The sequence below is a fragment of the Priestia sp. JSM ZJ58 genome (genome assembly GCF_044383985.1).
GTDB lineage: Bacteria > Bacillota > Bacilli > Bacillales > Bacillaceae_H > Priestia > Priestia zanthoxyli.
Map to the genome: position 1 here is coordinate 1483254 of NZ_JBISEM010000001.1, position 26863 is coordinate 1510116.

The 26863-nt window shown below is 40.5% G+C and carries 33 protein-coding genes; 26 read left to right on the forward strand and 7 right to left on the reverse strand.

Annotated elements, in window-relative coordinates:
• Nucleotides 1–75 precede the first annotated feature (75 nt).
• Together ACH6EI_RS07800 and ACH6EI_RS07805 are read right to left on the reverse strand one after the other, a co-directional pair.
• Nucleotides 76–1080 (reverse strand): sensor histidine kinase, encoded by a 1005-nt coding sequence (locus ACH6EI_RS07800; protein WP_099000399.1) that lies wholly within the window; start codon nucleotides 1078–1080, stop codon nucleotides 76–78.
• The gene (locus ACH6EI_RS07805; RefSeq protein ID WP_099000409.1) at nucleotides 1073–1765 is read right to left on the reverse strand and encodes a response regulator transcription factor; all 693 of its coding nucleotides are present in this window, start codon (nucleotides 1763–1765) and stop codon (nucleotides 1073–1075) included. The genes ACH6EI_RS07800 and ACH6EI_RS07805 overlap by 8 nt, the downstream gene beginning before the upstream one ends.
• Nucleotides 1766–2132: 367 nt before the next feature.
• On the opposite strand from ACH6EI_RS07805, the gene ACH6EI_RS07810 reads away from it, so the two are divergent.
• Together ACH6EI_RS07810 and ACH6EI_RS07815 are read left to right on the forward strand one after the other, a co-directional pair.
• Nucleotides 2133–3461 (forward strand): LLM class flavin-dependent oxidoreductase, encoded by a 1329-nt coding sequence (locus ACH6EI_RS07810; RefSeq protein ID WP_099000398.1) that lies wholly within the window; start codon nucleotides 2133–2135, stop codon nucleotides 3459–3461.
• Nucleotides 3451–4635 (forward strand): M20 family metallopeptidase, encoded by a 1185-nt coding sequence (locus ACH6EI_RS07815; RefSeq protein WP_099000397.1) that lies wholly within the window; start codon nucleotides 3451–3453, stop codon nucleotides 4633–4635. Before ACH6EI_RS07810 ends, ACH6EI_RS07815 begins: the two co-directional genes overlap by 11 nt.
• A 405-nt stretch (nucleotides 4636–5040) precedes the next feature.
• Here the strand turns inward: ACH6EI_RS07815 and ACH6EI_RS07820 are convergent, their stop codons facing one another.
• Nucleotides 5041–5514 (reverse strand): hypothetical protein, encoded by a 474-nt coding sequence (locus ACH6EI_RS07820; RefSeq protein WP_223546186.1) that lies wholly within the window; start codon nucleotides 5512–5514, stop codon nucleotides 5041–5043.
• 93 nt (nucleotides 5515–5607) lie between these two features.
• On the opposite strand from ACH6EI_RS07820, the gene ACH6EI_RS07825 reads away from it, so the two are divergent.
• Nucleotides 5608–6150, forward strand: a complete 543-nt coding sequence (locus ACH6EI_RS07825) for a GNAT family N-acetyltransferase (RefSeq protein ID WP_049165602.1) — start codon at nucleotides 5608–5610, stop codon at nucleotides 6148–6150.
• Nucleotides 6151–6253: 103 nt separating this feature from the next.
• Here ACH6EI_RS07825 and ACH6EI_RS07830 read toward each other — a convergent pair whose 3' ends face one another.
• Nucleotides 6254–7684: an MFS transporter gene (locus ACH6EI_RS07830; protein WP_034263923.1), complete on the reverse strand. Its 1431-nt coding sequence runs from the start codon at nucleotides 7682–7684 to the stop codon at nucleotides 6254–6256.
• Nucleotides 7685–8176: 492 nt separating this feature from the next.
• On the opposite strand from ACH6EI_RS07830, the gene ACH6EI_RS07835 reads away from it, so the two are divergent.
• Both ACH6EI_RS07835 and ACH6EI_RS07840 read left to right on the forward strand, forming a co-directional pair.
• Nucleotides 8177–9775 (forward strand): FAD-dependent oxidoreductase, encoded by a 1599-nt coding sequence (locus ACH6EI_RS07835; protein WP_034263924.1) that lies wholly within the window; start codon nucleotides 8177–8179, stop codon nucleotides 9773–9775.
• A complete protein-coding gene (locus ACH6EI_RS07840) occupies nucleotides 9775–10104 on the forward strand; it encodes a 4Fe-4S dicluster domain-containing protein (RefSeq protein ID WP_033580302.1) in 330 nt (109 codons plus the stop codon). Before ACH6EI_RS07835 ends, ACH6EI_RS07840 begins: the two co-directional genes overlap by 1 nt.
• A gap of 34 nt (nucleotides 10105–10138) precedes the next feature.
• Here ACH6EI_RS07840 and ACH6EI_RS07845 read toward each other — a convergent pair whose 3' ends face one another.
• Complete coding sequence (locus ACH6EI_RS07845; RefSeq protein WP_108674794.1) at nucleotides 10139–11527, reverse strand: alpha/beta fold hydrolase; 1389 nt, start codon at nucleotides 11525–11527, stop codon at nucleotides 10139–10141.
• 176 nt (nucleotides 11528–11703) lie between these two features.
• Between ACH6EI_RS07845 and ggt the strand changes: the two genes are divergently transcribed.
• From ggt to ACH6EI_RS07860, 3 genes are all read left to right on the forward strand, one after another.
• On the forward strand, nucleotides 11704–13314 hold the full coding sequence (gene ggt, locus ACH6EI_RS07850; RefSeq protein ID WP_099000394.1) for a gamma-glutamyltransferase: 1611 nt from the start codon (nucleotides 11704–11706) through the stop codon (nucleotides 13312–13314).
• A 206-nt stretch (nucleotides 13315–13520) separates the two neighbouring features.
• Nucleotides 13521–14021, forward strand: a complete 501-nt coding sequence (locus tag ACH6EI_RS07855; protein WP_034263928.1) for a CBO0543 family protein — start codon at nucleotides 13521–13523, stop codon at nucleotides 14019–14021.
• Nucleotides 14022–14059: 38 nt separating this feature from the next.
• Nucleotides 14060–14671 (forward strand): CBO0543 family protein, encoded by a 612-nt coding sequence (locus ACH6EI_RS07860; protein ID WP_098112381.1) that lies wholly within the window; start codon nucleotides 14060–14062, stop codon nucleotides 14669–14671.
• Nucleotides 14672–14700: 29 nt separating this feature from the next.
• On the opposite strand, the gene ACH6EI_RS07865 is transcribed toward ACH6EI_RS07860, so the two are convergent.
• Nucleotides 14701–15039 carry a hypothetical protein gene (locus ACH6EI_RS07865; protein ID WP_099000393.1) on the reverse strand — a complete coding sequence of 113 codons (339 nt, stop codon included), beginning with the start codon at nucleotides 15037–15039 and terminating at the stop codon, nucleotides 14701–14703.
• Between the two features lie 223 nt (nucleotides 15040–15262).
• Here ACH6EI_RS07865 and ACH6EI_RS07870 point away from each other — a divergent pair, with 223 nt between their 5' ends.
• The 5 genes from ACH6EI_RS07870 (at nucleotide 15263) to ACH6EI_RS07890 (ending at nucleotide 18284) form a co-directional block, all read left to right on the forward strand.
• Complete coding sequence (locus ACH6EI_RS07870) at nucleotides 15263–15445, forward strand: hypothetical protein (protein WP_099000392.1); 183 nt, start codon at nucleotides 15263–15265, stop codon at nucleotides 15443–15445.
• A 32-nt stretch (nucleotides 15446–15477) separates the two neighbouring features.
• Nucleotides 15478–15678, forward strand: coding sequence for a hypothetical protein (locus tag ACH6EI_RS07875; RefSeq protein WP_034263931.1), 201 nt, complete (start codon nucleotides 15478–15480; stop codon nucleotides 15676–15678).
• Nucleotides 15679–15768: 90 nt separating this feature from the next.
• Nucleotides 15769–16107 carry a zinc ribbon domain-containing protein YjdM gene (locus ACH6EI_RS07880; RefSeq protein WP_029715023.1) on the forward strand — a complete coding sequence of 113 codons (339 nt, stop codon included), beginning with the start codon at nucleotides 15769–15771 and terminating at the stop codon, nucleotides 16105–16107.
• Nucleotides 16108–16307: 200 nt separating this feature from the next.
• Nucleotides 16308–17552 carry a glutamate-aspartate/proton symporter GltP gene (gltP, locus tag ACH6EI_RS07885; protein WP_098112378.1) on the forward strand — a complete coding sequence of 415 codons (1245 nt, stop codon included), beginning with the start codon at nucleotides 16308–16310 and terminating at the stop codon, nucleotides 17550–17552.
• Between the two features lie 252 nt (nucleotides 17553–17804).
• A complete protein-coding gene (locus ACH6EI_RS07890) occupies nucleotides 17805–18284 on the forward strand; it encodes a DUF2798 domain-containing protein (RefSeq protein ID WP_033580311.1) in 480 nt (159 codons plus the stop codon).
• Between the two features lie 27 nt (nucleotides 18285–18311).
• Here ACH6EI_RS07890 and ACH6EI_RS07895 read toward each other — a convergent pair whose 3' ends face one another.
• Nucleotides 18312–19178, reverse strand: a complete 867-nt coding sequence (locus ACH6EI_RS07895; RefSeq protein ID WP_033580312.1) for a LysR family transcriptional regulator — start codon at nucleotides 19176–19178, stop codon at nucleotides 18312–18314.
• 109 nt (nucleotides 19179–19287) lie between these two features.
• Between ACH6EI_RS07895 and ACH6EI_RS07900 the strand changes: the two genes are divergently transcribed.
• The 13 genes from ACH6EI_RS07900 (at nucleotide 19288) to ACH6EI_RS07960 (ending at nucleotide 26843) form a co-directional block, all read left to right on the forward strand.
• Nucleotides 19288–20508, forward strand: a complete 1221-nt coding sequence (locus tag ACH6EI_RS07900) for an MFS transporter (protein ID WP_099000408.1) — start codon at nucleotides 19288–19290, stop codon at nucleotides 20506–20508.
• 108 nt (nucleotides 20509–20616) lie between these two features.
• Nucleotides 20617–21102 (forward strand): general stress protein, encoded by a 486-nt coding sequence (locus tag ACH6EI_RS07905; RefSeq protein ID WP_047750451.1) that lies wholly within the window; start codon nucleotides 20617–20619, stop codon nucleotides 21100–21102.
• A 450-nt stretch (nucleotides 21103–21552) separates the two neighbouring features.
• Entirely contained in the window at nucleotides 21553–21813 is a 261-nt protein-coding gene (gene gvpA, locus ACH6EI_RS07910) for a gas vesicle structural protein GvpA (RefSeq protein WP_013058000.1), read from the forward strand.
• Nucleotides 21814–21873: 60 nt separating this feature from the next.
• A complete protein-coding gene (gene gvpT / locus ACH6EI_RS07915) occupies nucleotides 21874–22359 on the forward strand; it encodes a GvpT/GvpP family gas vesicle accessory protein (protein ID WP_048019585.1) in 486 nt (161 codons plus the stop codon).
• Between the two features lie 25 nt (nucleotides 22360–22384).
• A complete protein-coding gene (gene gvpQ, locus ACH6EI_RS07920; protein ID WP_099000390.1) occupies nucleotides 22385–22858 on the forward strand; it encodes a gas vesicle protein GvpQ in 474 nt (157 codons plus the stop codon).
• Nucleotides 22859–22877: 19 nt separating this feature from the next.
• Complete coding sequence (gene gvpA, locus ACH6EI_RS07925; protein ID WP_013057997.1) at nucleotides 22878–23144, forward strand: gas vesicle structural protein GvpA; 267 nt, start codon at nucleotides 22878–22880, stop codon at nucleotides 23142–23144.
• A gap of 74 nt (nucleotides 23145–23218) precedes the next feature.
• Complete coding sequence (gene gvpO / locus ACH6EI_RS07930; protein ID WP_028414534.1) at nucleotides 23219–23485, forward strand: gas vesicle protein GvpO; 267 nt, start codon at nucleotides 23219–23221, stop codon at nucleotides 23483–23485.
• Nucleotides 23486–23513: 28 nt separating this feature from the next.
• Complete coding sequence (gvpN, locus tag ACH6EI_RS07935) at nucleotides 23514–24440, forward strand: gas vesicle protein GvpN (protein ID WP_099000389.1); 927 nt, start codon at nucleotides 23514–23516, stop codon at nucleotides 24438–24440.
• 14 nt (nucleotides 24441–24454) lie between these two features.
• Nucleotides 24455–25222, forward strand: coding sequence for a GvpL/GvpF family gas vesicle protein (locus ACH6EI_RS07940; protein WP_028414532.1), 768 nt, complete (start codon nucleotides 24455–24457; stop codon nucleotides 25220–25222).
• 1 nt (nucleotide 25223) lies between these two features.
• A complete protein-coding gene (locus ACH6EI_RS07945) occupies nucleotides 25224–25490 on the forward strand; it encodes a gas vesicle protein GvpG (RefSeq protein ID WP_013084016.1) in 267 nt (88 codons plus the stop codon).
• Complete coding sequence (locus ACH6EI_RS07950; protein WP_028414531.1) at nucleotides 25491–26300, forward strand: GvpL/GvpF family gas vesicle protein; 810 nt, start codon at nucleotides 25491–25493, stop codon at nucleotides 26298–26300. It abuts the gene before it with no gap.
• Nucleotides 26301–26317: 17 nt separating this feature from the next.
• Nucleotides 26318–26605, forward strand: coding sequence for a gas vesicle protein (locus ACH6EI_RS07955; protein WP_033580320.1), 288 nt, complete (start codon nucleotides 26318–26320; stop codon nucleotides 26603–26605).
• On the forward strand, nucleotides 26559–26843 hold the full coding sequence (locus ACH6EI_RS07960) for a gas vesicle protein K (protein WP_028414529.1): 285 nt from the start codon (nucleotides 26559–26561) through the stop codon (nucleotides 26841–26843). Before ACH6EI_RS07955 ends, ACH6EI_RS07960 begins: the two co-directional genes overlap by 47 nt.
• The last annotated feature ends 20 nt before the right edge of the window (nucleotides 26844–26863 follow it).

Sequence of the window (26863 nt, forward strand, 5' to 3'; positions counted from 1 at the left end):
CGTTTATTATAAAAAAAGAGCCTTGCGTTTTCCTTTGATTCACCGAACAAATGACGAAAGCATGTGACATTTTTGTCACATGCTTTTCATATCAACAAAATCATTTGATTTAGGAAAGGCAAGTGTAAACGTCGTGCCTTCGTTAAGAGCTGACTGCACGCCAATGTGAATAGAAAGAGCGTGCGCAGCTTTTTGAGCGAGATACAAACCCATACCTGTGGCACGGCTGTCTTCATGCTGAGTGGTTGATGTAAAACCTTTCTCAAAAATGCGCGGCATATCTTGAGGAGAAATGCCGCGTCCGCTGTCTTTTATCTCGACGTACACTTGACCATGGTGCTTGTAGCTTCTAATCATTACGTCAGATGCTTCACTGTACTTGACTGCGTTTGTTAAGAGCTGTCTCATAATAAACGAAAGCCACTTTGCGTCACACAGTACACGTTCTGCCTGTATGTCCACATCAAACCCAATATTTTTTTGCATACACCAAGCTTGCAGCGTTTTGATTTCAGTGAAAATAAGGGACTCTAAATCCAGATGTTCAATATACATATCATTTTCGATAAAAAAAATGCGCTTTTGATGCAGCTGTTGATCAAGTAAAAAGTGAATACGGAGCCACTCGAACGTCAAGTTTGCTTTAACTTCTCGATTTTCTAAGCGTTCAATTATTAAATGCATTGCAGTTAACGGCGTTTTAATTTCGTGAATCCAAGCTAACATTTCATCTTTTTCCTGCGTCACGTGCAGCTGAGTTTGCACCGCATCTTTTTTCGCCTGTTCTAATTGTTGCATCAGATTTTGCTGAACAATCTTTTCAAAGGGGCGCAGCGGATGAGAAAGAGTAGAAGAATCAAAGAAATCCTCTTCATCTTTTAACCCTTGGTAAAATTTCGTTTCTTTCTGATAGCGGAAGACGCAAAAAATAAGAAAGATAATGGATGATAAAAACACGATATAAAGAATCGAAGACAGAGGAATGGATTCATCAATATAAGCGATAAAAAGCATTAAAAGATGCATCATAAAAAAGAAAAGAATCCAGCTTAGACGCTCGCGAATAAAGAGTTTAATCATAGCGTTCCTCTTCAATCGCTACGTAGCCTTGACCGACTTTTGTTTCAATAAAGCTTCCTAGTCCAATTTCATCTAACTTTTTTCGCAGGCGATTGACGTTTACCGTTAGGGTATTATCACTGATAAACCGTTTATCTTCCCACAAACTATTAATCAGCTCATCTCGGCTTACAATCGTATTCTTTTTATGTATTAAGCATTTTAAAATAAAGATTTCATTTTTGGTTAACTCAATAGCTTTAGATTCCGTTGATACTTTATTTTTTTCGTAATCAATCGTTGCGCCTTGCCACGAAAGAAGGCTTACTTGTTCAACGCTGTAATTATACACGCGGCGGAGAAGGGCTTGTATTTTTGCTACAAGCACATCAAAATGAAACGGCTTTTGCACAAAGTCGTCGGCTCCAAATTGCATAGACATCACCATATCAGAAGGGTGATCTCGTGAAGATAGGAATATAATAGGGATTTTCGAGTGAGAGCGAATCATTCTGCACCAGTGGAATCCGTCATACTTCGGCAGCTGAATATCCATAATCACTAAATCAGGTTTTACCTCGCTAAACTCCTGCATAACGTTACTGAAATCACGGATGCCATAAACATCATATGACCATTGCTCCAACCGCTCTTTCAGTTCGTTAAACAGCGTTACATCATCTTCAATTAAAAGAAGTTTAAACAATAACACGTACCACGCTTTCTGTTTTTATACTCATTTTATAGTAATATCCTTTTATTTACCATATATGTTAGTAGATTCATAGGGGTTCTTTTTAAAATGTAAAGAATAACACTGGCTGAGCATAGTTTATAAACATACGCTGAACTCTAAGAAAAAAAGGAGAGCTGTTAGGAAAGCAATGTAGCTGTAGTTTTACAGAAATAAAAGGAAATATTTAAAAAGTTAATTTGACTTACCGGGATAGTAGGTATAACATGCAGATAGGTCAACTAAACAGCTATTTAAAAACAATCGACCAGACGACTGGAGATGCTTTGAACAATCAAAGCATCTCTTTTTATTTGTCGTAAAAAGGAGGAAGTATACGTTGAGTAAAAAAAGAAAGCTAAAGCTAGGAGCAAATATTAAAGGACTTGGAAATACGACGGATGGATGGAGACATCCGGACGTAGAGCCTGATGCGAGCATTAATATTGAGTTTTATAAGAAACAAGCGCGTATATTAGAAAAAGGACTTTTCAGCTTTGTCTTTATTGCGGATGGATTAGCCATATCTGAAAAGTCTATTCCTCACTTTTTAAATCGTTTTGAGCCAATTACGCTGCTGTCAGCTCTTGCTGCTTCTACGAGTCACATCGGACTAGTTGGAACGGTTTCAACAAGTTTCAGTGAGCCTTTTACAATCGCTCGTCAGCTGATGTCTCTTGATCATATCAGCGGTGGCCGAGCAGGATGGAACTTAGTTACTTCTCCGCAAGAAGGGGCAGCGCGCAATCACAGCAGAGGATATCTTCCTCTTCACAGCGAACGATACGAAATTGCAAAAGAGCATCTCGACGTAGTAAAAGGACTGTGGGATTCATGGGAAGACGATGCTTTTATCTATCAAAAAGAAACGGGGCAGTTTTTTGATCCAAAGAAAATGCATACGCTTGGATTTAAAGGCAAACATTTTCAAGTTCAAGGGCCGTTAAATATTGCTCGTTCAAAGCAAGGACATCCGGTTGTGTTTCAAGCAGGTTCATCAGAAAGAGGAAGAGAATTCGGAGCAGAGAATGCCGATGCGATTTATACAAATGCACATACACTAGAAGAAGCGCGGGCATTCTATCAAGATATGAAAAATAGAGCAAGAAATCCCGAAGAGCTTCTCATTTTTCCAAGTATTGATTTAATTATAGGAGATAGCGAGGAAGATGTAGAAAGAAGATATGGAGAGCTTGCTGCGCTAATTCCAATTGATCACGCCATTACATATTTAGCTCGTTTTTTTGATGACTACGACTTTCAGCAATTTGACCTAGACGCACCGTTTCCAGAGTTAGGGGATATAGGAGCCAATGCCTTTCAAAGCACGACAAATAAAATTAAACAAGCGGCGGCTGCTCGAAAGTTAACGTTAAGACAAGTGGCGCTTGAAACAATATTGCCGCGTTCGCCGTTTTCAGGGACACCTGAACACGTAGCGGATGAAATGCAAAAATGGCATGAGCAAGAAGCAGCGGATGGATTTGTGCTTCGTCCTTTTATGAGCGAGACGTTTCATCAATTTGTGGAAAAAGTAGTGCCTATTTTACAAGAGCGTGGTCTTTACGACACTTCATACGAAAGCAGTACGCTGCGCGGGAATTTGAACCTTTCCGTTCCAGCCAATCGATATAGTCAAACAAAGGGGGAGTTTGTATATGACAGTTAAATCAATCAGTGAATACAGCGTCACAGAAAGCTTAAAGAAGCAGGTAATTGAGTGGAGAAGACATTTTCATCGCTATCCTGAATTATCGTTTCAAGAGCATCGAACGGCTCAGTACGTTGAAGATACGCTTCGTTCGTTTGGAAGCTTTATCATTACGCGTCCTACACCAACAAGCGTGGTGGCTAGACTAATAGGAAAAGAGCAGGGAAAAGTAGTTGCGATTCGAGCGGATATGGACGCGCTGCCGATTGAAGAAGAAAACACGTTTGCATTTGCTTCTGTTCATAAAGGCGTGATGCATGCATGCGGACATGACGGTCACACGGCTATTTTATTAGGAGTAGCTTCTGTTCTTTCTCAGTTAGGAAATGAATTTAAAGGAGAAATTCGCTTGATTTTTCAACACGCAGAAGAGCTGCTGCCGGGAGGAGCGCAGGAGCTTGTGAAAGAAGGCGTGGTGGAAGGTGTGGATTACGTAATTGGCACGCATTTGAATTCTGGCCTTCCCGTCGGAGAAATCGGCGTGCTTGCAGGTCCTATGATGGCTTCGCCTGACACGTTTAACATATCGATTAAAGGAAAAGGAGGACACGCCGCAGCGCCTCATGAAGCAGTTGATGCCATTGTGGTAGGAGCGCAAATTGTGACCAACCTTCAAACCATTGTTTCAAGAACGACGAATCCAATCGATAAATTAGTCGTATCGGTTACACAATTTCACGGAGGAACTACGCACAACGTACTTCCTGATAAAGTGGAGCTGAACGGTACCGTTCGAAGCTTTGACGCGGCTCTACGAGAAAAAGTTCCGGCACAAATTGACCGGATTGTAAAAGGACTAACAGAAGCCTACGGCGCAGAGTACACGTTTACGTATGAAAAAGGCTATCACCCTGTCATTAACTCTGAAGAAATTACAAGGTTAATTGAAGAAACAGCCATTGAAGAATACGGAAAAGACCGTGTAAAGACGCTGTCTCCTAAAATGGGAGGAGAAGACTTTTCAGCTTACCTGCAGGAAACAGAAGGAGCATTTTTTAACATTGGAGCGCGAAATGAAGAACAGGGCATCGTATACCCTCATCATCATCCGAAGTTTACGGTAGATGAAGCCTCGCTTGAAGTCGGAGTAAAAATGTTTTTGCGAGTTACTGAAAAGCTGTTGGCTCGTTAAAAAAGAGATTCAGACATACAATTACCCAATCTAAAGACGAAAAAAGGGACAAAGGAGCTTGTATGGCTCGCTTGTGACACCGCTGTTGGTTTCCGTGCAAGACTTCGCTTTCCGCGGGAGTCTTCGTCTTATCCTCCAACCAATAGCTAGAAGCTACTACATAGATTAAATTTACGTTCGCCAGCACAATGAAAAGATCCCAACGGTTTATGGTTCGGATCTTTTTTCAACTAAACTACGTTTGTCCCACCCACTCTTCTTTACGCCATCTTACTTTGTATCTTTATAATTCGTCGCAAATCCTGCTGCAATTAAACCAATTAAACCCAGCACTCCTACAATAATCGTTATGACCACTATGCTCACCTCAATCGCTCTTAATAATACGCTTTCATTTGTTTAATTTTACCATGAGTCTTCATATGAAAGAAGCTTTTCTTTTAAAGGCTCTAGCTTTTTAAATTTTTGATCATAGCTTTGCCGTTTTAACATGTCGTTGGTTATTATCAGCGCATCTTCTTTACGCCCTGCATACAAGTAAGCTTCAATGACTTCGTCAAATCCTTCTGAGTAAGGGAATTTTTCGTATTTTGCGAGTTTAAATGATGCATCGTAGTGTTTCGTTGATTCTTCATATTGCTTTAGTTTTAAAAGCATACGCCCGTTCGCTAAATGTAAATCAGCTCGTTCTAAATCGGTAAGGGTATGGAGTTCAATTCCTTGGTTACGTATATCAAGCGCATCTCCATAGCGCTTTTTCTCTTCCAGCTCAAACGCTCTCTCGTAAAAATGATCAAACTTCGTTAGCGGTCTCCTTGATTTATACAACTTGTAAATGCCGTATAGAATCAAAAGCAATAACCAAAGCAATTCCTTCAACTCTCTTTCATCTCTTTATGTATAATATTTATAGTAAAGGAAATTAAAACTAATTGATAGATTGAATGAAAGAAATACATTTGGAGGTATAGGGTGGTCATCAACCAGCAGATTTACCATGTAAAAGGACTTCAGTACATTATTCGCTCAGCTGCCACTAGCGATGCAAACGAACTGTCTCACCTAAGAGTTCAGCTAGATGGAGAAACGGAAAACTTAGATCGTGAATCAGGAGAAGGGTATATGGACGAATCCGACTTTGAAAAACTTATTCAACGTGACACAGAAAGTAAACGAAACTTATTTTTAGTAGCGGTTGTACATAATGAAATTGTCGGATTTTCAAGATGTGAAGGTAATGAGTTGAAGCGATTGGCTCATAAAGTAGAGTTTGGTGTATGCATCGCAAAAGAATATTGGGGATACGGAATTGGCAAAGGTTTTTTGCAGCAATCCATACTGTGGGCAGAGAGCGCGACCATGAAGAAAATGACGCTGAATGTGTTAGAAACGAATAAAAAAGCCATTGATTTATATGAAAAGTTCGGATTTGAAGTAGAAGGAGTATTAAAGAATGACAAGGTGCTGTCAGACGGCAAGTTCTATAATACAGTAGTGATGGGGCGCTTTGCATAGCTTTTTACGAGGATTTTTTTATCGATCTTTAAAGAAAAAAACACCTTCAAGTACACTATACTTGAAGGTGTTTTGCGTTTCGCCTGTTTTACTAGAATGATAGTTAGTGATAGACCTCACTTTTTTCACTAAAGCTTTTATTGATTTCAAATCCTTGTTCTTCTTCTTTTTCGACATCTGTGCCAATAGGCTCCCACTTAATAAGAAACGTCGCGATCAGACCAATAACGGGAACGATTGTAAGGACGAGAAATGTTGTATAAATTCCGCCAATCGAAAGGACAACCGGGAATAAGTAAAAACCTAAAATGCTGCCGATACGCGTTGTTCCTTGCCCCCACCCAGAGCCTAGCCCTCGCAGTTCAGTAGGGTAAGAAAGAGTGGCCATTGTCATCCCTTGCGCTCCCGGGCCAAAAGATTGACCAAAAATAAATAAAGCAATAAATAAAATGGGCAGCGCAATAAAATGAGTATCACCTGTTAGTCCCATCAGGACCAAGCTTAAAGAACAAATGATATAGCCTGTAATCGCAAGTTTTCTTATGCCAACTTGTTCAGTTAGCCGTGATTGTGTAAAGCCGCCAATAATCCCAAATAAATTAAAGAAAAGAGTACCGATAATTGCATAAATCATTCCTTTACCAAAAATAAGCGTGGAGATGGTTGGGATATAGAAGCCAACTGCAAAATACTGCATACTTTGAGTAGCCGTAATGATGGAAGCTAGAAATGTCCGAGCCCGATACTTTCCTTGGAAAATAGCTTTGTAAGACAGTTTTTTTGAACGAGATACTGGTTCTTCTTTTGCATTTTTAGCCACCGTGACTTGTATGTCATAGGTTTTCTCTAACACCTTGACAGCTTCTTTAAGCGGAAGATGATGAGCCGCCCACATTGGACTTTCATCCATGTAGCGGTAGCGCAAAATTAACACGATTAGTGCAGCAACAGCTCCAAATCCTACCGACCAACGCCAAATGTCTTCGTGCTGCCCGAGCAGGTAAAAAGGAAGAACAACAAGTCCAGTAACAGTTGCGGCCACGTACCACAGGGGACACCACAAGTTCACGTATTGGCCTTTTTTCTTTAAATTACTAAACTCAGCAATAAAGCTGAGCGCTACCGGAACATCTAGTCCTACGCCTATGCCCATTAAAAACCGAAAGATAAATAACCAAACTAAATCAGTTGCTAAAGCAGCGCCAAGAGCAGAGAATACCATGAAAAATAAATCGATTAAAAACATTTTGTTGCGGCCGAATTTGTCCGTGTAATATCCTCCTACAGTAGCTCCTAGCAAGGCGCCAAAGGCCATAATAGCTGTAAGGCTTCCAAGGCCGGCAGGAGAAAGGTTAAATTGTTCCTTTAATTGATCAGCTCCAATTCCGAGACTGGTAAAGTCGTAGGCATCGACAAAAATGCCCCCTAAAGCTACTAAAATGATTTTCCAGCTTTTAGAGGTAACTGGATTTGAATTAACAAAGTTGATAATGTCTTGACGGGATTGAATTACGTGTGGTTGAGCACTTGCCATACTTGACCTCCTTATCGTATTAAAACCCTTAACCAAAGAAACAAAAAAGACTCTCATCTATTAAAAAGAATGAGAGCCTCCAGTTGTCTGGTCGGTTTTTAAATCCTATATGTTTAGTGAGATTAATTTACCAAAAAATTCATAGAGTTGTCAATACGAGATACGAACGATTCAAATAAATTCTAAGAATAACATAATCATTGACAATCGTAGCATAAACTTTTAATATATAATTAAACAAAGTGAATTACTTGGTATTGATGATACTATACGAAAAAGCGCCTACTAGGCAACTGGAGGCCAGACCATTGTGGTGAAACAAATGGACTGGTCTCCTTTTTATATTGAATGGGTGTTATGGAAGAGTTGGATTCTGGAACGGAATAGTTGGTATAGATTTAACGATGAGCAAAATAGTCGAGTGGATAATAAGCAAGGTTTTTCTTAATAAGGTTTTTGAGAGCGCAAACATTTTAAGAGGGGGATCCGTATATGACTGCCGACTTTCATTTTCATACAGATGTATTAATTATTGGAGGAGGCCCTGCCGGTGCATGGGCAGCTCTGCAAGCAGTTAAAGAAGGTGCAAAAGCTGTACTTGTTGATAAAGGATATTGCGGAACGAGCGGAGCAACTGCGCCTTCGGGTACAGGAGTTTGGTATGTGAAACCTACTTCTGATGAACAGCTGGAAGCAATGAAAAGCAGAGAAGAGCTGGGGGGATATTTAGCTGAAAGAAGCTGGATGAAACGAGTGCTTGATTGTACGTTTGAACAAGTAAATGAATTAGCTCATTTTGGCTATCCGTTTCCTGTAGATGAAAAAGGAATTTCTCAGCGAACGACACTTCAAGGGCCTGAATATATGAGGCTAATGCGGCGTCAGCTTCAAAAAGCAGGCGTACAGATTTTAGATCATAGCCCGGCACTGGAGCTTCTTGCAGATGAACACGGTGTGGCAGGTGCTTGCGGAATTAATAATCAAACGAAAGAAACATGGAGAGTGGAGGCTGCTGCAGTTGTGATTGCAACGGGAGGCTGTGCATTTCTGAGCGGAGCACTCGGTACAAATGTTTTAACAGGAGACGGTTACTTATTAGCTACAGAAGCAGGTGCGTCGCTTTCCGGCATGGAGTTTTCAAATGCTTATTCGATTTCGCCAGCTTTTTCTCCAATCACAAAATCAGCATTTTATAAATGGGCTACATTTTATTATGAAGACGGTACAGTGATTGAAGGAGCCGGTTCTCATAAAGGACGCTCCATCATAGCCAGAACGTTAATGACCCAGCCTGTTTATGCAAGGCTGGATAAAGCGGATGGACGTATTCAAAAAGCAATGCGCTTATCACAGCCAAATTTCTTTTTATCGTTTGATCGTCTTCATATGAATCCCTTTACTCAAATGTTTCCAATCACCCTGCGTTTTGAAGGAACCGTTAGAGGAACAGGCGGTATTCACATTATAGACGAAACGTGTAGAACCGACATTCCAGGGTTATATGCAGCCGGAGATGCGGCAACACGCGAATTAATCTGCGGAGGATTTACCGGAGGAGGCAGCCATAATGCAGCATGGGCTATCTCTTCAGGCTGCTGGTCAGGAAAAGCAGCGGCAGCATTCGCTGTTAAGCAAGGGCGAAATACTGCAAGTCGGCATGCCAAAGGCTTATCAGAAGCGTCAGGAATCACAAAGTCAGTAGCTTCTTCTGATTCAGCTGATACGAAAGAAATGATAGCATCGGTTCAGCGCGAAGTCTTTCCATATGACCGGAACTGGTTTCGTTCAGAAGCAAGATTGCAAGATTCTCTGACGAGGTTAAATGCGGTGTGGAATGAGTTGAAGAACGGAGTGTATGATAAAGAAAGAAACATCGTGAGAAGTCGAGAGCTTGCGTCCATGACGGCAACGGCGCGATGGATGTATACAAGTGCATTAGAAAGAAAAGAAACGAGAGGAATGCACCGGCGTGACGATTTTCCGTTTATGGATTTCAAGCAGCATTACCGAATTCTAAGCGGAGGCGTGCAAGAAGTTTGGGCGAGACCCTTAGGTACAAAGTCTTCTAATCACGTAAAGGGGGTTATATAATGATCGAGATCCTTAGTGAAGACCGGTGTATTAACTGCAATCTTTGTGTATCCGTTTGTCCAACAAATGTCTTTGACCGCTCTCGCATGGGAGGCGCTCCTTCCATAGCTCGTCAATCCGATTGTCAAACTTGCTTTATGTGTGAACTGTATTGTCCGGTAGATGCTTTGTACGTGACGCCTTTAGCTGAACAAACTGCAGAAGTAGATGAACAGCACCTAATTAATCATCACCTGCTCGGAAGTTACCGAGAAGCTGTAGGCTGGGGAAAAGGAAGAAAATCCACCGCTTCTTCTGATCAGTCGCATATCATCTTAAATAGAAAATAGACAAAAAAGAGCGGACAAAGCCGCTCTTTTTTCTTTACTTTTGCGTTTCACGAACCCATTTCACAATATCATCAATGACATAAGAAGGGATGTTGGCTGAAACAGCATATTCATCGGGCGTGCTTTTTTCACCAGTTCCTTCTGTGAAAAAGTGGTTGAGCTTTGGATAAAGCTTAAAAGAAGCGTTGGAACGCTGAGACAAGCTTTGCTTCCAGCCTTCAAAATCTTCGGTCGTTACTTGATAATCACGCGCTCCTTGTAAAAGAAGCAGCGGCGTTTTCTGAGATTTTGCAATTTCTGCGGGGTGCCAGTGAGCTAAGTCATACCAAAAATAAGGCGTGCCAAGCAAAAATTCTTTTGGCGGCTGAGCTGGCGAAAAATTTGGGTCTTGTAAAATGGCAAACTGCTGCTGGAAAAAAGAAAGCTGCTCTTTCGGAAGCTGATTCAGCGATACAAGATAGGCAAATTGTTCAAGCATTAACTCTGGAAGTGTGCGGCTCGGTGCAGCAAGTAAAACAGAGCCCCGCACGCTTTTATCAGGCGTTTGATTTAAAATTCTGGGCATCATCATGCCGCCTTGACTGTGTCCTAGTATAAAAATGTTACGGCTGTCGATGCCTTTTTGTTTCGCCATTGCTTTGACTGCGAGTACGGCATCATCAGTTGTTTCATCGTCAACGCTTATTTTACTTTCACCGGACATTTTAGCTGTATGTTCGTATGTACGCTTGTTGTAGCGTAAAACGGCAATTCCTTGAGAAGCCAGTCCTGAAGCCAGATCTCGAAACGGCTTTAAGCTCATAAAGGTTTCATCTTGATCAGAAGGACCTGATCCGTGAACTAAAATGACAACGGGGACATTTTGATGCTTTGAACGTGTTGGAAGAGTGAGCGTTGCTGGAAGTTCGTAAGGTGCTTTGCCGATTGAAAGCTGTGTTTCTCTGTAATTCTTAGGGGTGTCATAAGGCGGTGTGGAAAATGAAAACTGGCGCTCGTCCGGCACAATTCGCCAGTCATCGATTTGACGATTTTGACTAAAACGAACGGTTAAAGTAGCTGATGCATGTTCAAATTTAATGGGAATGTCTATATTCCGATGAACGGTATTGACTTCGCCTTGTACACCTGTACCAATCTTTTTTACAGCACCAAGCTGAGCGGTTAGAGATGACCACCACGTTTTTAGGTTATCTTCACTCATTTTTGCCTGCAGGCTGCGGGAAAAGTAGCGCGTAGCTTCTTTTGTTTTTCCGTTCGATAGATTGGTTAGAAATGAATTAGCTCGTTTGTATTCAACTTTTGCTGAGTGATGAGCAGCATTCGCCGCTGCTTCAGCTTGAATGGTTGAAGTGGACATAGGAAGTACTTGAAGACCGAGAGCTAAAGAAACAGCGAGTGGAAGGGCAGCTTTTACTTTTTTCATACATCATCCTCCTTGGGGATTCTTTTACTCTACCAGTATACCAATTTTAGGTAAATGAAGTCATGTCATTCTGAGATAAAAAGAAAGGCGCTGGGCTATAAATATGGTAAAATAAAGAAGTTAAATTATTTAGAAAATTAAAATAAATTAAGAAGTGTAAAAGAGGAGGAGCTTTTATGAACTATGATCCGCATTATCATCCATATCCATCTTACCGAGTGCCCGTTTATGCAAAGAAAGGAATGATATCCACATCTCAGCCGCTTGCAGCGCAGGCAGGTCTTGATATCTTAAAAAAAGGAGGCAATGCTATTGATGCAGCGATCGCGACAGCGGCAAGTCTTACCGTATTAGAGCCGGCTTCTAATGGGATCGGAGGAGACGCGTTTGCGCTTGTTTGGACGAATAATCAGCTGTATGGACTAAACGCGAGCGGACCTTCTCCGCAGTCTATTTCCATTGATGCGCTGAAGGAAATAGGATACAAAGAAATTCCTAAGTACGGAATGATTCCCGTTACGGTTCCCGGTGCTCCGGCTGGTTGGGCTGCTTTATCAAAGCGATTTGGTAAACTGCCTCTTTCTCAAGTGCTGGAGCCTGCTATTCAATATGCTAAAGAAGGATTTCCGTTAGCTCCTACACTCGCTAAACAATGGAAACAAGCGTACGATACGTTTAAACGAGTACATACAAGCGAAGAATTTGAATCGTGGTTTCAAACGTTTGCGCCGAATGGACGAGCACCAAAAGCAGGAGAGATGTGGTCATCTACTGATCATGCTCATACGCTTCAGCTCATTGGTGAGACAAATGCAGAAGCCTTTTATAAAAGTGAGCTTGCAGAACGTATGGATGCATTCTGCAAAAAATATGGCGGCTTTTTATCAAAAGAAGATTTGGCAGCTTACGAACCGGAGTGGGTAAATCCTATTTCCGCTCACTACCGTGGATATGATGTTTGGGAAATTCCTCCGAACGGACAAGGGCTTATTGCGTTACTGGCATTAAATATCGTAAAAGGCTTTGAGCTTCAAGAAAAAGACGCCGTCGATACGTATCATAAACAAATCGAAGCGATAAAGCTTGCGTTTGCGGACGGAGCAAAATACATTACCGAAGAAGCGAAAATGAACGTACCTGTCAGGGAACTGCTGTCTGATACATATGCAAGCTATCGCCGCAGCCTTATAGAAGAACATGCTCTGCAGCCTGAAGCAGGAGAACCTGTCGGAAGCGGAACAGTGTATTTAGCAACGGCTGATGAAGAAGGAAACATGGTTTCATTCATTCAAAGTAATTATATGGGCTTTGGTTCTGGAATTGTTGTGCCAGAAACGGGAATTGCTCTGCAAAACCGCGGTCACAATTTTTCAATGGACCCTAATCACGATAACTGTCTTGCTCCTAATAAAAAAACGTTTCATACCATTATTCCAGGCTTTCTCACTAAAAATAATGCGCCCGTAGGACCTTTTGGCGTGATGGGCGGGTTTATGCAACCGCAGGGACATATGCAAGTTGTCATGAATACGATTGACTTTCACCTTCATCCTCAAGCCGCTTTAGATGCGCCAAGATGGCAGTGGAAAAAAGATAAAACGGTGCTTGTTGAGCCGACTTTTCCTTCACACGTAGCACAAGCGCTTGAACGAAAAGGACATAAAATTGAAGTAGCCGTGGATTCGATGGCATTTGGGCGCGGACAGATTATTTGGAGAGACCCTGAAAGCGGCGTGCTATGCGGAGGAAGTGAATCACGAACGGATGGTTGTGTAGCTGGATGGTAAGAACAAAATAGATCAAGAAAGAAGCCCGTACTGATTAGAGTCGGGCTTTTTTCATGTCTCAACCTTATGTATAAATCTCTTCAAAGAACTGAAAACTAAAACAAACATGTACGTACGTAAAGAGAACGGGATTAGAACAACCGTCTTAAGCTGCCAATCGACACGAAGGTATACTAACAACACTTGGTGAAAGGAGCGAAAAGGTTATGAGAAATAAAAAATTTGAAGTGAATTTTTTACGTACAATGCTGATTATAGGGCTGGGAATGCTCCCTTTTCTATTTAGAAAACCACCGATCAAAGACTGGCTGCTGGCTTATGCATTTAATGCCTTAACAAATGGTATTATTGATAAATTTATTGTCTCTCACGGCCTTCTTCGATATCCAACTCGCTTACTGAAAAAACAGTTTAGAATTAATGTGTTGTTCGACTTTTTACTGTATCCTAGCATATCCGTTATGATTAATCAGGCTACGTATCACGATAAAGGGTTAAAGATTTTATATAAAATTGTACTTTTTACGATTCCCATGTTTTTTATTGAATTATGGGCTGAAAAACGAACGAAGCTCATCGAATGGAAAACAGGCTGGATGTGGTACCACACCTTTATTAGCGTAACGTTAAAATCCTACCTTAACCGGCTGCTGATTGGATGGATTCGGAAAATCGAAAAGAAGCAGGACGAAATGAAAATAAAATAACATTGGTTCTAAAAACGACGTTAGAGAGGTGAACAAAGGTGCATATTTCTGTCCTTCTATGGCTGATTTTTCAAAATATCCAGAAGAAAACGTGGGAAAAAATTCACGAGCTATATGCTGGGGTTTTATACGTGAGCTTTTTTAATATTCTTTATTACTTTTTATGTAACGATAAGTTGCTTTGGGATTTTAAATCTTCTCATCTTTCATTAAAAGTACTGCGTATTTTACACCTTATGTTTATTACACCTCTCATGATTTTGTCGTTCTTAGCTACTTATCCGTCTACACTTCTTAAACAGGTAAAATATATCGTAAAATGGGTATGTACAGCTTCATTTGTAGAATGGCTTGGTCTGAGGTGTAAGGGGATTACATTTAGACACGGCTGGCATTTGGGGTGGTCAGCACTTATTTATGTAATGATGCTTATCTTTTCGAGATGGTTTCAAAAAAAGCCTTTTGCGGTCTTGCTGCTATCGGTTTTTGCAACAGTCGTTCTCAGCATCATTTTTAAAGTTCCCATTAGCAAACGAATGCTAAAACATCCGCTGAAACGAATATTGACTCGGCCTTTAAAAGATCATGTGACTCAAGCTGTTGCGAATAAAGTAAGGCGGAAATGCCTGCTCCTCAAGCTGTTCTCGTAAGTGCCTGCTCTCTGTGAAGAGCAGGTTTTTTAGCTTACTGGAGGAATAACGTCCGTCAGCAACAGAATGAAAAAAATCAGGCCGACTCCCGTAAAGCTTAAAGAAGCAAGAAAATAAGCCGTCCAGCGCAAACGAAACGGATTATGTTCGACATTGGCTCCAGACATTAACCTCATGGAGTGAGTGTTATAGTGAGAATGAGCGCTGTTGCTTCCGCTGCTTGAAAACCAAAAAGTTAAAACTGAAAACAAAAGTCCGCTAAAAAACATAAGCTCAATAAAGCGAATGGACAAAAAAGATGAGCACGCATAGGTTAATCCCCCTTCAATAAGCAGGGTAATAACAAAAAAAAGCTGAGTTTTCTTCAAAAAATCCCCCCTTTTTTCTCTGTGTCTACTTTTCATTATACAATAATTTACATGTACAAAAAGTCTCGAAAATGCTTTTATTATGATATAATGGTAATAAATGTATTGTTAAAAGTGCTCAAAATCCGCATGCATCACGATTATAAGGTTTTTTGTAATGATGAGATTTACTATATACGCTGCGCTTAGCTTCAAGTGCGTAGAATGAAAGTGAGGAGTGTTTATGGGCTTGGGAGAGACTGTGATTGCGATACTAGCAGCGGGAGCACTGCTGGTATACGGTACGTTAGAGCTTTGGTTTGCACCTCATAATTCTTCTTTTTTTAAAGGTTGGAAGCAAAAACTAGCCGTCATTTTGCCGTTATACGCAGTTACATTCGGCATATGGTTCGCGTTCTATTCGTAACAAAAAAGTCTTACAAAAAGGAGGAATGAAAAATGGAAATCAATTCATACCTCATTCGGTTTTCATGTATGCTGATGCTCATGTTTGGAGGATTATTTATTATACGGTATGTAAAGACAGGTGACCTTTATTTAGATCAGCTTCTTGTCTTTGGAGCGGGTTTTGTTCTGTTTATCGGCTCACTTATTTGGAAAAGAAAACATCAGCATAGAGAAAATAGAAAAGCTTGTTAAACGTATAAAAATGTGACAGTATAAAACAGATAAAAAACGTAATCTCGTGATCGTACCATTGGTTACGGGCTGCTGCTGGAGGAAAAGAAAATGAATGTACCTAATTGCCCAAGCTGTCAATCACAGTATACATATGAAGATGGAAACCTGTTCATCTGCCCGGAGTGTGCGCATGAATGGGGTCAAGATGAAAAAGCAGAAAGCACGGAAGAACAGCTTACTGTAAAAGATGCAAACGGTAATGCTTTAAAAGACGGAGATTCAGTTACTGTCATCAAAGACTTAAAAGTAAAAGGAAGCTCATCGGTTGTAAAAATCGGAACGAAAGTAAAAAGCATTCGTTTAGTAGAAGGCGATCATAACATTGACTGCAAGATTGATGGATTTGGAGCGATGAGCTTAAAATCTCAGTTTGTGAAAAAAGCATAACGATAAAAAAGTCAGGATGAAGAAGACTTTCATCCTGGCTTTTTTCTATGTATCTTAACGGACAAAGTGAAATATATAGACCGTTTTGTCTATTTTAGAAGGAATTTAACTAAATGTCCCGAATTTACTTAAAGTGTCTGAGAACTTGGATATTAATGGAACTGATGTCCGTTTCATGAAGACAAAGGGGAGGGAGAAATGTGAAAAAATTTTTAGCGTTTCAAATTTTAATTGCATTAGTAATTGGAGCTGTTATCGGGCACTTTTTTCCGGACTTCGGGATGGCTTTAAGACCGGTAGGAGACGGGTTTATCCGGCTCATTAAAATGATTGTAGTGCCGATTGTCTTTTCAACCATCGTCATAGGTGCTGCGGGAAGCGGCAGTATGAAACAAATGGGAAGTCTAGGGTTAAAGACGATTATTTGGTTTGAAATTATTACTACCATCGTATTAGGGATTGGTCTGCTGTTAGTGAATTTGCTAAAGCCCGGAGTAGGCCTCGATCTTTCTCATCTTGTTAAAAAAGATATCGGTGAATTGTCTCAGTATACCGACAAGGTCGTGGACTTTAAACAAATGATTTTAAACATCATTCCAACGAATATCGTAGATGTGATGGCAAAAAATGATTTGCTGGCCGTGATTTTCTTTGCTATTTTATTCGGTGTTGCCGCTTCAGGAGTTGGGAAAGCATCCGAACCTGCAATGAAATTTTTTGAATCAACCGCTAAAATTATGTTTAAATTAACGCAAATTGTGATGGTCACAGCGCCTCTTGGTGTACTAGCGCTAATGTCTGCATCTGTGGGGCAATACGGCATTGTCCTTCTGCTTCCGATGCTGAAGCTAATTGGAACCGTCTTTTTAGGCCTTTTTATTATTTTATTTGTTTTATTTCCGCTTGTTGGGTTTTTGTTCAAATTCAACTATTTTGAAGTCTTCAAAATGATTTGGGACTTGTTTCTTATTGCGTTTTCAACAACAAGTACAGAAACGGTGCTGCCACAGCTGATGGAGCGTATGGAAAAGTACGGATGTCCTAAACGAGTGGTGTCGTTCGTTATTCCGTCCGGCCTGTCGTTAAACTGTGATGGATCTACTTTGTATTTATCCGTTTCATGCGTCTTTTTAGCACAGGCTTTTAATATTGACATGCCCTTAACTCAGCAATTATTTATGATGCTTATACTCGTTATGACAAGTAAAGGAATTGCGGCTGTCCCGTCAGGTTCACTTGTTGTGCTTTTAGCAACAGCTAATGCAGTAGGTCTGCCGGCTGAAGGAGTCGCAATCATTGCAGGAGTAGACCGCATCATGGATATGGCCAGAACAGGAGTTAACGTTCCAGGCCACGCCATTGCCTGTATCGTCGTCTCGAAATGGGAAAAAGTATTTCGAACCCAAACGCCAATTCCGCCTGCAACTCACACGGAATCTCTATAAAACCAACCCCCGCTTTAGCTCATAGAGCGGGGGTTTTTTCTTAAATCATTAACGATGTAGACTAGAGTAATTTGTCATACTCAGCCCTACTCAAAAAAAGAGGACGCGCCGCTTAAGTCTAAAAAAAGCCCTGTGACTGTTTTTTGGTCACAGGGCTTTTTTTAGATGAATGTTCACAAATTGTTCACTTACGAAGAAGGAAGATAAAAAGCTATACTAAGCCAAGTAAAAAACATGAAAAGGATGAGGAATATGCCCACAACTAAAAAAGAAAGTATGTATTTTGGAATGATGATGTGCGGAGGGATGGTGCTTGTGATGACGATGTATAACATGTTCATAAATGATGTCATCGGGCATATCACACTTGCAGAAGGTATTTTAAACTTGGTTATCACATTTGTAGTTGCCATGGCTGTCGAAACTTTCTTAGTAGGTCCCGTAGCAAAAAAAGTAGCATTTTCATTGCCGTTTGATAAGTCTAAACAGTTAAAAGTCGTGTTGATTTTATCATCATGCATGGTTATTGGAATGGTGCTTTCCATGTCTGTATATGGATTAATTACGATGTCACTTACGAAAGGTTTAGACGGAGAGCCGCTTCTTTCAAGCTATGCATTTATCGTTATGAAAAACTTTATCGTAGCCTATCCGCTTCAGCTTCTCATTATGGGACCTTTAGTTCGCGGATTGTTTATGAAATTTGTGAAAAAGAATCCGGCAACGGCTTAAGTCAAAACCCTAAGAACGCCTATTTTCTTAGGGTTTTGTTGTGCAAAGCTGTTCAGTCAGAAGAGAAGAAAATTCACGTAAAGCCGCCGATACAAAGGCATCTTTTCGCGTAATAAAAAAAGTAGGAACCTTTCTATATGGCTGCGGCAGCGGAGTTAACGTTAATGAATTATAGTTAGATACAATGGATTTCATCATTACAGCTACGCCCATACCTGCTTTTACACACCCAATAATGGCTTCAATCGTACCAAATTCTAATATGCGTTTTGGAAACACGCCTTCTTTTGTCATGAGCATTTCTAACGTATGTCGATATGCGCATCCGCTGCTGAATGCTAATAAATTCATATCGTTTAGGCTGTAAAGAGAAGGAAGAGGGTGGCGGCTCACAAGTACAAGCTCTTCATCTTGAACAAATAAAGAGTTTAGATCAGGATGTTCACAGCTGCCTGCAACAAATGCGCCTTCAAGTTTTCGTTCTAAAACCAGTTGAATAAGAACATCGGTTGTATGTGTTTCTAAGATGAAGTCTACATTAGGATAGGCAGTGCAATAAGTAGAAAGCAAAGGCGGCAGCCGAAGAGCCGCGGTGGATTCAGTTGCACCTATTTTTAAAGGTCCTATCGGCGTTTGCGAGCTGCTTTGCACAGCTGCCGTGGCTTCATTGGTTAAACGAAGAATTTGTTCAGCATAACGATGCAACAGCTCTCCGCTGGAAGTTAACGTTACCCCTTTACCGCTGCGTTGGAAGAGCTTTGTGCCCAGCTCCGCTTCTAATTGCTGAATTCGCATCGTCACATTCGACTGCACGTAGCTTAAGCTTTTGGCAGCTTTTGAAATGTTTTTTTCTTCTGCTACCGTTGTAAAAACAAGCAAATCTTTTATATCCATTAAATCTCCTCCTTCAGCTATCATTTTTATTGATGACTTTTATCTTTATTGCTTATTTTACATGATATCACCGCTACTCTACACTGAAAGTAAAGGTGGGGGAGAGAAAATGAGCAGACAAAAAGCTTCTTATAAGTGGATGATTTTATTTATTGCCACCCTTTCTCAGACGTGTGCAACGTTTGTCACGTACGGCGCGGGACCATTGGCAGCGCTTTGGCAAAGACTATATGATTTATCGCAGTTTCAAACAGGACTGCTCGTATCAGCTGTTCAAATTGGTCCGATTTTTTCCATGCTGTTCTTTGGAAACTGGATGGATCGATATGGAGAAAGGTGGCTTGTAGGAGGAGGATCTATTTTGCTGGGGATAAGCATGCTTTTTGCCTATAGCGTTGATCATTATTTGTATCTAACAGGCGTACTTCTCGCAGCAGGCGTGTGGTATGGAACAGCACAGCCAGGAGGAAGCAAAGCCGTGGTGAAGTGGTTTCCATCTCGTCATAGAGGGCTTGCCATGGGAATTCGGCAAACGGGAATTCCGACTGGAGGCGCTATTGCTTCCGCGGCATTACCGCTAGTGTTTTATCAATACGGGTGGCATGGGGCTGTTCTCATACAGGCTGCGGCAGCTATCGGGGGAGGTCTTCTTTTTTTAGTACTCTATCGAGAATACCCATCATCGCCAGAAAAAAAAGAAACATTTACGCTTCGTCAAAAAATCATGCGTATTTCTCAAGATAAAACGCTCTATCCCTTATTCTTTGTAGGTGTTTCAATGATTTCTCTTCAAATGATCATTGTGGCGCACTTTATAAGCTATTTAACGAAAGCCATAAAGATGGATTTTGCTTCAGCGGGCATGTTGCTGAGCGTCACACTGTTAGGGGGAATGATTGGGAGAATTGCTTTAGCCTGGCTAAGCGATCATGTGTATAACGGAAATCGAAGAACACCTTTGCAAGCGACGGTTTGGGTGACTGTAGGACTAATCATAGCTATTTCTTATATTGGATTTACTTTGCCTTTTTGGCTACTAACTATTTTTTGTTTTAGCCTCGGCTTTTTTGCAATTGGCTGGTTTAGTTTGTTTATCGTGTTAATAGCAGAAAAAGCCGATGATCGTTTTATTGGTTTAACGGTAAGCATTGCGTTAACGCTCAATCAATTTGCCATTGTGCTTGCACCGATTTGGTTTGGGCTCCTTGTGGATTGGCTCCGGAGCTACGCGTTGGCTTTTAGTACGGCTGCATGCATCATTGCTTGTGGAGGAATATGGTTAAAAAAAGAGCGAGTTCATTCATTTTTAAATAAAAACGTCACTAAATGAAAAGTGATGTAGGGCCATTTATTTAAGAATAGAGAAGACCTCTTACTCTCTAAAACGTTTCAAAGCCATGCTCCCGGGTACACACAACATTAATGAGGAGGAGATAGTATGGAAGCAAAAGCAAAGAATGTTGTGGGGGTATATGAAACGGAACAAGAAGCAATTCATGCTGTAGAGAATTTAAAAAAAGAAGGATACGCATCAGAAGAAATATCTATCATCGGTAAACATAAAAAGACCAAAAAAGTTCAGAAAGAAACGAATACAAAAGCAGAAGGGGCAGCAACTGGAGCGCTTACCGGAGGTACGTTAGGGAGCTTGACCGGAATATTAGCAGGTGCCGGAGCTCTTGCAATCCCGGGAATAGGCCCAATTGTAGCGGCTGGTCCGATTGTAGCTACATTAACAGGTGCAGCAGCTGGTGCGAGTGTAGGAGGTCTGTCTGGTATTTTAGTCGGTATGGGAATTCCAAAACAGCAGGCCGAGCACTATAATGATTCAGTCAAAGAAGGCAGCCTGCTTGTTTTAGTAGACAAAGAAGACTCAGATCATGATGGAAACCCGAAAGCGCCTTTAACCGGAATGATTTTATAGAACTTATTATGTATAGGAGAAAGCTGTCGCAGTGCGGCAGCTTTTTTTATGCGCTGGTTTTATTTAAGAGAACTACATGCACAATAATATTCCATAATAGTTAAAAATATCAAAGTATTTGAGGGTAACCTGAAAGATAATATGCCTTAAATTATAATGTAATATTATTGTAACAATAATGTATTTATTGTTTTATTTTGGAATTTGAGTTTCGATAAAAGCTTTAACAACGGGATTTACGCGCAAAATACATCCATGAATTAACTGTAAACTATTATACGAAGTAGAATAATTTTCTAATTATTTTTCAAGAATTAATTTTTAGCAAATTATTCATGTTTGAAAGAGGGCTAAAAAGTATATTTCAAAAGTATGTTTACTAAAAAAAGTTAAGCAGGTTGTTTAGTAGCATCATTCATTTAGTTAAATCTCGAAAGGAGCTGCTAAAAAATGAGTATTCAAAAGAGTACAGATAGTTCAAGTTTAGCAGAAGTGATTGATCGAATTCTAGACAAAGGAATTGTCATCGATGCTTTTGCTCGAGTATCACTCGTAGGAATTGAAATTTTAACGATTGAAGCACGAGTCGTTATTGCAAGTGTCGATACGTGGCTTCGCTACGCAGAAGCGGTCGGGTTATTAACCGACAAAGTAGAGGAAGAAGGGCTGCCTGGCCGAACAGAGGAGCGAGGAGCAGGGCTTAGTTTTTAAGTCTTTTAATCGTAAGAAAATTCATTAAATAAATAATAATAAGAGAAAAGAGGATGAAACATGTCAACAACTGATAAGAATGTACAAAGTGAAAAACAAGAAAATCAGCAGCAGGAAGAAAAAACGCAAAACTCTTTGAATCTTGCCATTTTAGGAGGCGTAGTAGGAGCGGGAATTGGACTTCTTTCAAGTCCGCAAACGAGTAAAAAAGTACTCAGTCGCTTAGGACAATCAGAAATTGTACGTGCGACAGGACAAGAGTTAAGAAGAAACGCACAGGATATTTTAACGCAGCAAGCGATGGGAGCGTTAAGACAGACGGCTACAGGCTATCTTGAAAAAGACAATTTAAGCAAGCTGCTGGCACCTAAAAAGAAAAAAGAAGAAACATCAAATGAACAGGGAGATTCGCAGGAAGAAGTCAGCGCAAGCGCAGAAATGGAAACGTCTCAGTACGAAGAGTTAAAAGAAGAAAATAAAAATATGAACGATCAGCTGCAGCGCATTGAAGAGATGCTAAACAAACTCATGGACGCGAAGAAGTAAGATATCCGTCCTGAAGGGGAATTTCATGGATAAAAAAGATGTGGAGAAAGCAGCCTTAAAAGCAGGAAAAAAAATAGTGGAGCACACGCCTGAACCTGTTAAGGAAAAGGTAGAAGAAAAGGTTAAAGAAAAAGCGAAAGAAAAGTTTGTCGAAAAAACCGAAGGGAAACTGCAGGAAAAAGCAAATGAAGCGTCAGAAAAACTGCAGGAAACGAAAGAAAAAAATGCCCAAAAGGTACACGGCAAAGGAGAAGACGCAAAAGAAAAGCTTCAAGACGTCTTATTATCAGTAAAAGATAAGCTTAGCGATGTGAAAGAAGCTGGAGAAGACTTTCAAGAAAAAGTTTCTTCTTCAGACGATAAAGATAAGTCAAAAAACAAGCGGAAAATAAAAGGCGTAAATCAGATTAAAAAAGCAACGGATATTAAAAGCTCTACTAAGATTAAAAGTTCCAATGATATTAAATCATCTACAGATTTAAAAACAATGGGATCATAAGCGAAAGGAGAAATGGGATATGTCTATTCAAAAAAGTACTAATAGTTCAAGTTTAGCAGAAGTAATTGACCGTATTTTAGATAAAGGAATTGTTATTGATGCGTTTGCAAGAGTGTCTGTTGTAGGGATTGAAATTTTAACAATTGAAGCGCGAGTGGTTATTGCCAGTGTTGATACATGGTTACGCTATGCAGAAGCAGTAGGGCTTCTTCGTGACGACGTAGAAGAAAACGGCCTTCCTGAACGTTCAAATTCAAGTGAAGGACAGCCGCGTTTTAGTATTTAATATGAAGTGGTATGGAACCTTCCTTTTTGAGGGTGGTTCCAGCTTTTAGATCTAACTATTGGAGGCTACTAAAGATGGAAATTAAAAAAATTATGCAAGCCGTGAACGACTTTTTTGCTGAAAACGTAGCTCCTCCTCATAAAATTACCTCGGTGGAAGCTACTGAAGATGAAGGCTGGAGAGTTATTGTTGAAGTCATTGAAGAACGAGAATATATGAAAAAATACGCCAAAGATGAAATGCTTGGAACATACGAGTGCTTTTTAAATAAAGAAAAAGAAGTCATTTCATTCAAACGACTCGACGTCAGATATAGAAGCGCCATTGGCATTGAAGCATAAACGATAAGATGGCAGGAGGAACGTAAAAATGACCGTCTTAACAGACAAAAGGAAAAAAGGCAGTGGCGCTTTTATACAAGATGACGAGACAAAAGAGGTTCTTTCAAGAGCGCTGAGCTATTTAAAATCCGGCTATTCCATTCATTTTACAGGCCCTGCCGGCGGAGGCAAAACCTCTTTAGCACGAGCGCTTGCTAAAAAGAGAAAGCGTCCTGTAATGCTGATGCACGGGAATCACGAGCTCAACAACAAAGATTTAATTGGCGATTTTACGGGCTATACGAGCAAAAAAGTAATCGACCAGTATGTTCGTTCTGTTTATAAAAAAGATGAACAAGTAAGTGAAAACTGGCAGGATGGACGGTTGCTTGAAGCCGTAAAAAACGGCTATACGCTGATTTACGACGAATTTACTCGGTCTAAGCCTACGACGAATAATATCTTTCTATCAATATTAGAAGAAGGCGTGCTGCCGCTGTATGGAGTGAAAATGACCGATCCTTTTGTACGCGTGCACCCCGATTTCCGCGTCATCTTCACAAGCAACCCAGCTGAGTATGCTGGCGTGTATGATACGCAAGATGCGCTTCTTGACAGGTTAATTACTATGTTTATTGATTATAAAGACATCGACAGAGAGACAGCGATTTTAACGGAGAAAACGGACGTAGAAGAAGACGAAGCGCGCACAATTGTAACGCTCGTAGCAAACGTGCGAAACCGCTCTGGAGACGAAAACAGCAGCGGACTTAGCCTGCGGGCTTCGCTTATGATCGCTACCCTTGCTACGCAGCAAGACATTGATATCGACGGAGATGATGAAGATTTTCAAACGTTATGTATGGATATTCTGCATCATCCGCTTACCAAATGTTTAGACGAGAAAAATGCAAAAAGCAAAGCCGAAAAAATCATTTTAGAAGAGTGTAAGAATATAGACACTGAAGAAAAGTAAAGGAGCTTGAAAACATGAGTGAAACAAACGAAACGGGCATTTATATTTTTAGCGCCATTCAAACGGATAAAGACGAAGATTTTGGATCGGTAGAAGTAGAAGGAACAAAAGCTGAAACGTTTTTGATTCGCTACAAAGACGCGGCGATGGTAGCAGCTGAAGTGCCGATGAAAATTTATCATCCTAATCGCCAAAATCTATTAATGCATCAACACGCAGTAGCAGCGATTATGGACAAAAATGATACGGTTATTCCAATCAGCTTTGGGAATGTATTCAAATCAAAAGAAGACGTAAAAGTTCTTTTAGAAAACCTTTATCCGCAGTTTGAAAAGCTGTTTCCAGCCATCAAAGGAAAAATTGAAGTTGGTTTAAAAGTAATTGGAAAAAAAGAATGGCTCGAGAAAAAAGTAAACGAAAATCCTGAACTTGAAAAAGTATCAGCCTCCGTAAAAGGAAAATCAGAAGCAGCCGGTTATTATGAGCGTATTCAGCTTGGAGGAATGGCTCAAAAGATGTTTACTTCCCTGCAAAAAGAAGTCAAGACAGATGTGTTTTCTCCGCTTGAAGAGGCAGCGGAAGCAGCAAAAGCAAATGAGCCGACGGGCGAAACGATGCTTTTAAACGCTTCTTTCTTAATTAACCGAGAAGATGAAGCGAAGTTTGATGAAAAAGTGAATGAAGCGCATGAAAACTGGAAAGACAAAGCCGATTTTCATTACAGCGGTCCTTGGCCTGCTTATAATTTTGTGAACATTCGCCTAAAAGTAGAAGAGAAATAACGTGCTTCACAAATTAGTAACCGCACCTATTAACCTTGTAGTGAAAATCGGCGAGAAAGTACAGGAAGAAGCTGATAAACAGCTATATGACCTTCCGACGATTCAGCAAAAACTCATTCAGCTTCAAATGATGTTTGAGCTTGGTGAAATTCCGGAAGAAGCGTTTCAAGAAAAAGAAGATGAATTGTTAATGAGGTACGAAATCGCGAAACGCAGAGAAATTGAACAATGGGAAGAGCTGACAAAAAAAAGAAATGAGGAATCCTAGATGGGAGAATTACTGTATTTATACGGTTTAATTCCAACAAAAGAAGCAGCAGCCAGAGAGCCGTTTCCATCTTATAAAGGGTTTGACGGAGAACATTCACTGTACCCAATAACGATTGATCAGGTGACGGCTGTCGTTTCTAAGCTGGATGCTGACGCCTATTCAGAAGAAGTGATTAAAGAAAAAATGGAGCAGGATATGAGCTGGCTGCAGGAAAAAGCATTTCATCATCACGAAACGGTAGCCGCTTTGTACGAAGAATTTACGATCATTCCATTAAAATTTTGCACCATTTATAAAAGTAAAGAAAGTCTGCAAGCAGCTATTGAGCTTAACAAAGAAAAGCTAGAGAATTCACTGACGCTGCTTCAAGGAAATGAAGAGTGGAACGTGAAGATTTACTGTGATGATAAAGAGCTTAAAAAAGGAATCAGCGAAACGAATGAAAGCGTGAAAGCGAAAAAAGAAGAAATTAGTCACTTATCACCAGGAAGACAGTTTTTTGAAAAGAAAAAAATAGATCAGCTGATTGAAAGAGAATTAGAACTTCACAAAAACAAAGTGTGTGAAGAGATACATGACAAGCTTAAAGAACTGTCGCTTTATGACTCTGTTAAAAAGAATTGGAGCAAGGACGTAACGGGCGCGGCTGAACAAATGGCGTGGAACAGCGTGTTTCTTCTTCCGTCTCTGCAGATCACTAAGTTTGTAAACGAAATAGAAGAGCTTCAGCAAAAGCTTGAAAATAAAGGCTGGAAATTTGAAGTGACGGGACCATGGCCGCCCTATCATTTCTCGAGCTTTGCGTAAAGTGAGGAATTAACATTATGTCTCTTAAACAATCTATGGAGAATAAAGATATTGCTCTTATTGATATTTTAGATGTCATTTTAGATAAAGGAGTCGCCATTAAAGGAGACTTAATCATTTCCATAGCCGGCGTCGATTTAGTGTATTTGGATTTGCGGGTGCTTATTTCTTCGGTTGAAACGCTGGTGCAAGCAAAAGAAGGAAATCGCAAACCCATCACTTCTGAACAATTTGATAAACAAAAGGAGGAATTACTGGATGCAACCGGTCAGCCAAGCAAATGGACGAATCCACTTGGATCCTGATAAAGCTGAACAAGGCTTAGCGCAGCTTGTGATGACAGTTATTGAGCTATTGAGGCAAATCGTTGAACGTCATGCCATGAGGCGGGTGGAGGGTGGAACGTTGACGGACGAACAAATTGAAAACTTAGGAATTGCACTAATGAACTTAGAAGAAAAAATGGACGAGTTGAAAGAGGTGTTCGGTCTGGACGCAGAAGATTTAAATATTGATCTTGGACCGCTAGGCAGCCTGCTTTAAGCGGTCAGTGGGAGGAACAG

Coding starts and splice junctions, on each gene's coding strand:
- ACH6EI_RS07955 (WP_033580320.1), top strand. CDS start 26,318: ATGTCTCTTAAACAATCTATGGAGAATAAAGATATTGCTCTTATTGAT.
- ACH6EI_RS07900 (WP_099000408.1), top strand. CDS start 19,288: ATGAGCAGACAAAAAGCTTCTTATAAGTGGATGATTTTATTTATTGCC.
- ACH6EI_RS07835 (WP_034263924.1), top strand. CDS start 8,177: ATGACTGCCGACTTTCATTTTCATACAGATGTATTAATTATTGGAGGA.
- ACH6EI_RS07890 (WP_033580311.1), top strand. CDS start 17,805: ATGCCCACAACTAAAAAAGAAAGTATGTATTTTGGAATGATGATGTGC.
- ACH6EI_RS07840 (WP_033580302.1), top strand. CDS start 9,775: ATGATCGAGATCCTTAGTGAAGACCGGTGTATTAACTGCAATCTTTGT.
- gvpA (WP_013057997.1), top strand. CDS start 22,878: ATGTCTATTCAAAAAAGTACTAATAGTTCAAGTTTAGCAGAAGTAATT.
- ACH6EI_RS07845 (WP_108674794.1), bottom strand. CDS start 11,527: ATGAAAAAAGTAAAAGCTGCCCTTCCACTCGCTGTTTCTTTAGCTCTC.
- gvpN (WP_099000389.1), top strand. CDS start 23,514: ATGACCGTCTTAACAGACAAAAGGAAAAAAGGCAGTGGCGCTTTTATA.
- ACH6EI_RS07855 (WP_034263928.1), top strand. CDS start 13,521: ATGAGAAATAAAAAATTTGAAGTGAATTTTTTACGTACAATGCTGATT.
- ACH6EI_RS07895 (WP_033580312.1), bottom strand. CDS start 19,178: ATGGATATAAAAGATTTGCTTGTTTTTACAACGGTAGCAGAAGAAAAA.
- ACH6EI_RS07815 (WP_099000397.1), top strand. CDS start 3,451: ATGACAGTTAAATCAATCAGTGAATACAGCGTCACAGAAAGCTTAAAG.
- ACH6EI_RS07830 (WP_034263923.1), bottom strand. CDS start 7,684: ATGGCAAGTGCTCAACCACACGTAATTCAATCCCGTCAAGACATTATC.
- gvpQ (WP_099000390.1), top strand. CDS start 22,385: ATGGATAAAAAAGATGTGGAGAAAGCAGCCTTAAAAGCAGGAAAAAAA.
- ACH6EI_RS07905 (WP_047750451.1), top strand. CDS start 20,617: ATGGAAGCAAAAGCAAAGAATGTTGTGGGGGTATATGAAACGGAACAA.
- gvpO (WP_028414534.1), top strand. CDS start 23,219: ATGGAAATTAAAAAAATTATGCAAGCCGTGAACGACTTTTTTGCTGAA.
- ACH6EI_RS07880 (WP_029715023.1), top strand. CDS start 15,769: ATGAATGTACCTAATTGCCCAAGCTGTCAATCACAGTATACATATGAA.
- ACH6EI_RS07870 (WP_099000392.1), top strand. CDS start 15,263: ATGGGCTTGGGAGAGACTGTGATTGCGATACTAGCAGCGGGAGCACTG.
- ACH6EI_RS07800 (WP_099000399.1), bottom strand. CDS start 1,080: ATGATTAAACTCTTTATTCGCGAGCGTCTAAGCTGGATTCTTTTCTTT.
- ACH6EI_RS07960 (WP_028414529.1), top strand. CDS start 26,559: ATGCAACCGGTCAGCCAAGCAAATGGACGAATCCACTTGGATCCTGAT.
- ACH6EI_RS07875 (WP_034263931.1), top strand. CDS start 15,478: ATGGAAATCAATTCATACCTCATTCGGTTTTCATGTATGCTGATGCTC.
- ggt (WP_099000394.1), top strand. CDS start 11,704: ATGAACTATGATCCGCATTATCATCCATATCCATCTTACCGAGTGCCC.
- gvpA (WP_013058000.1), top strand. CDS start 21,553: ATGAGTATTCAAAAGAGTACAGATAGTTCAAGTTTAGCAGAAGTGATT.
- ACH6EI_RS07940 (WP_028414532.1), top strand. CDS start 24,455: ATGAGTGAAACAAACGAAACGGGCATTTATATTTTTAGCGCCATTCAA.
- gvpT (WP_048019585.1), top strand. CDS start 21,874: ATGTCAACAACTGATAAGAATGTACAAAGTGAAAAACAAGAAAATCAG.
- ACH6EI_RS07950 (WP_028414531.1), top strand. CDS start 25,491: ATGGGAGAATTACTGTATTTATACGGTTTAATTCCAACAAAAGAAGCA.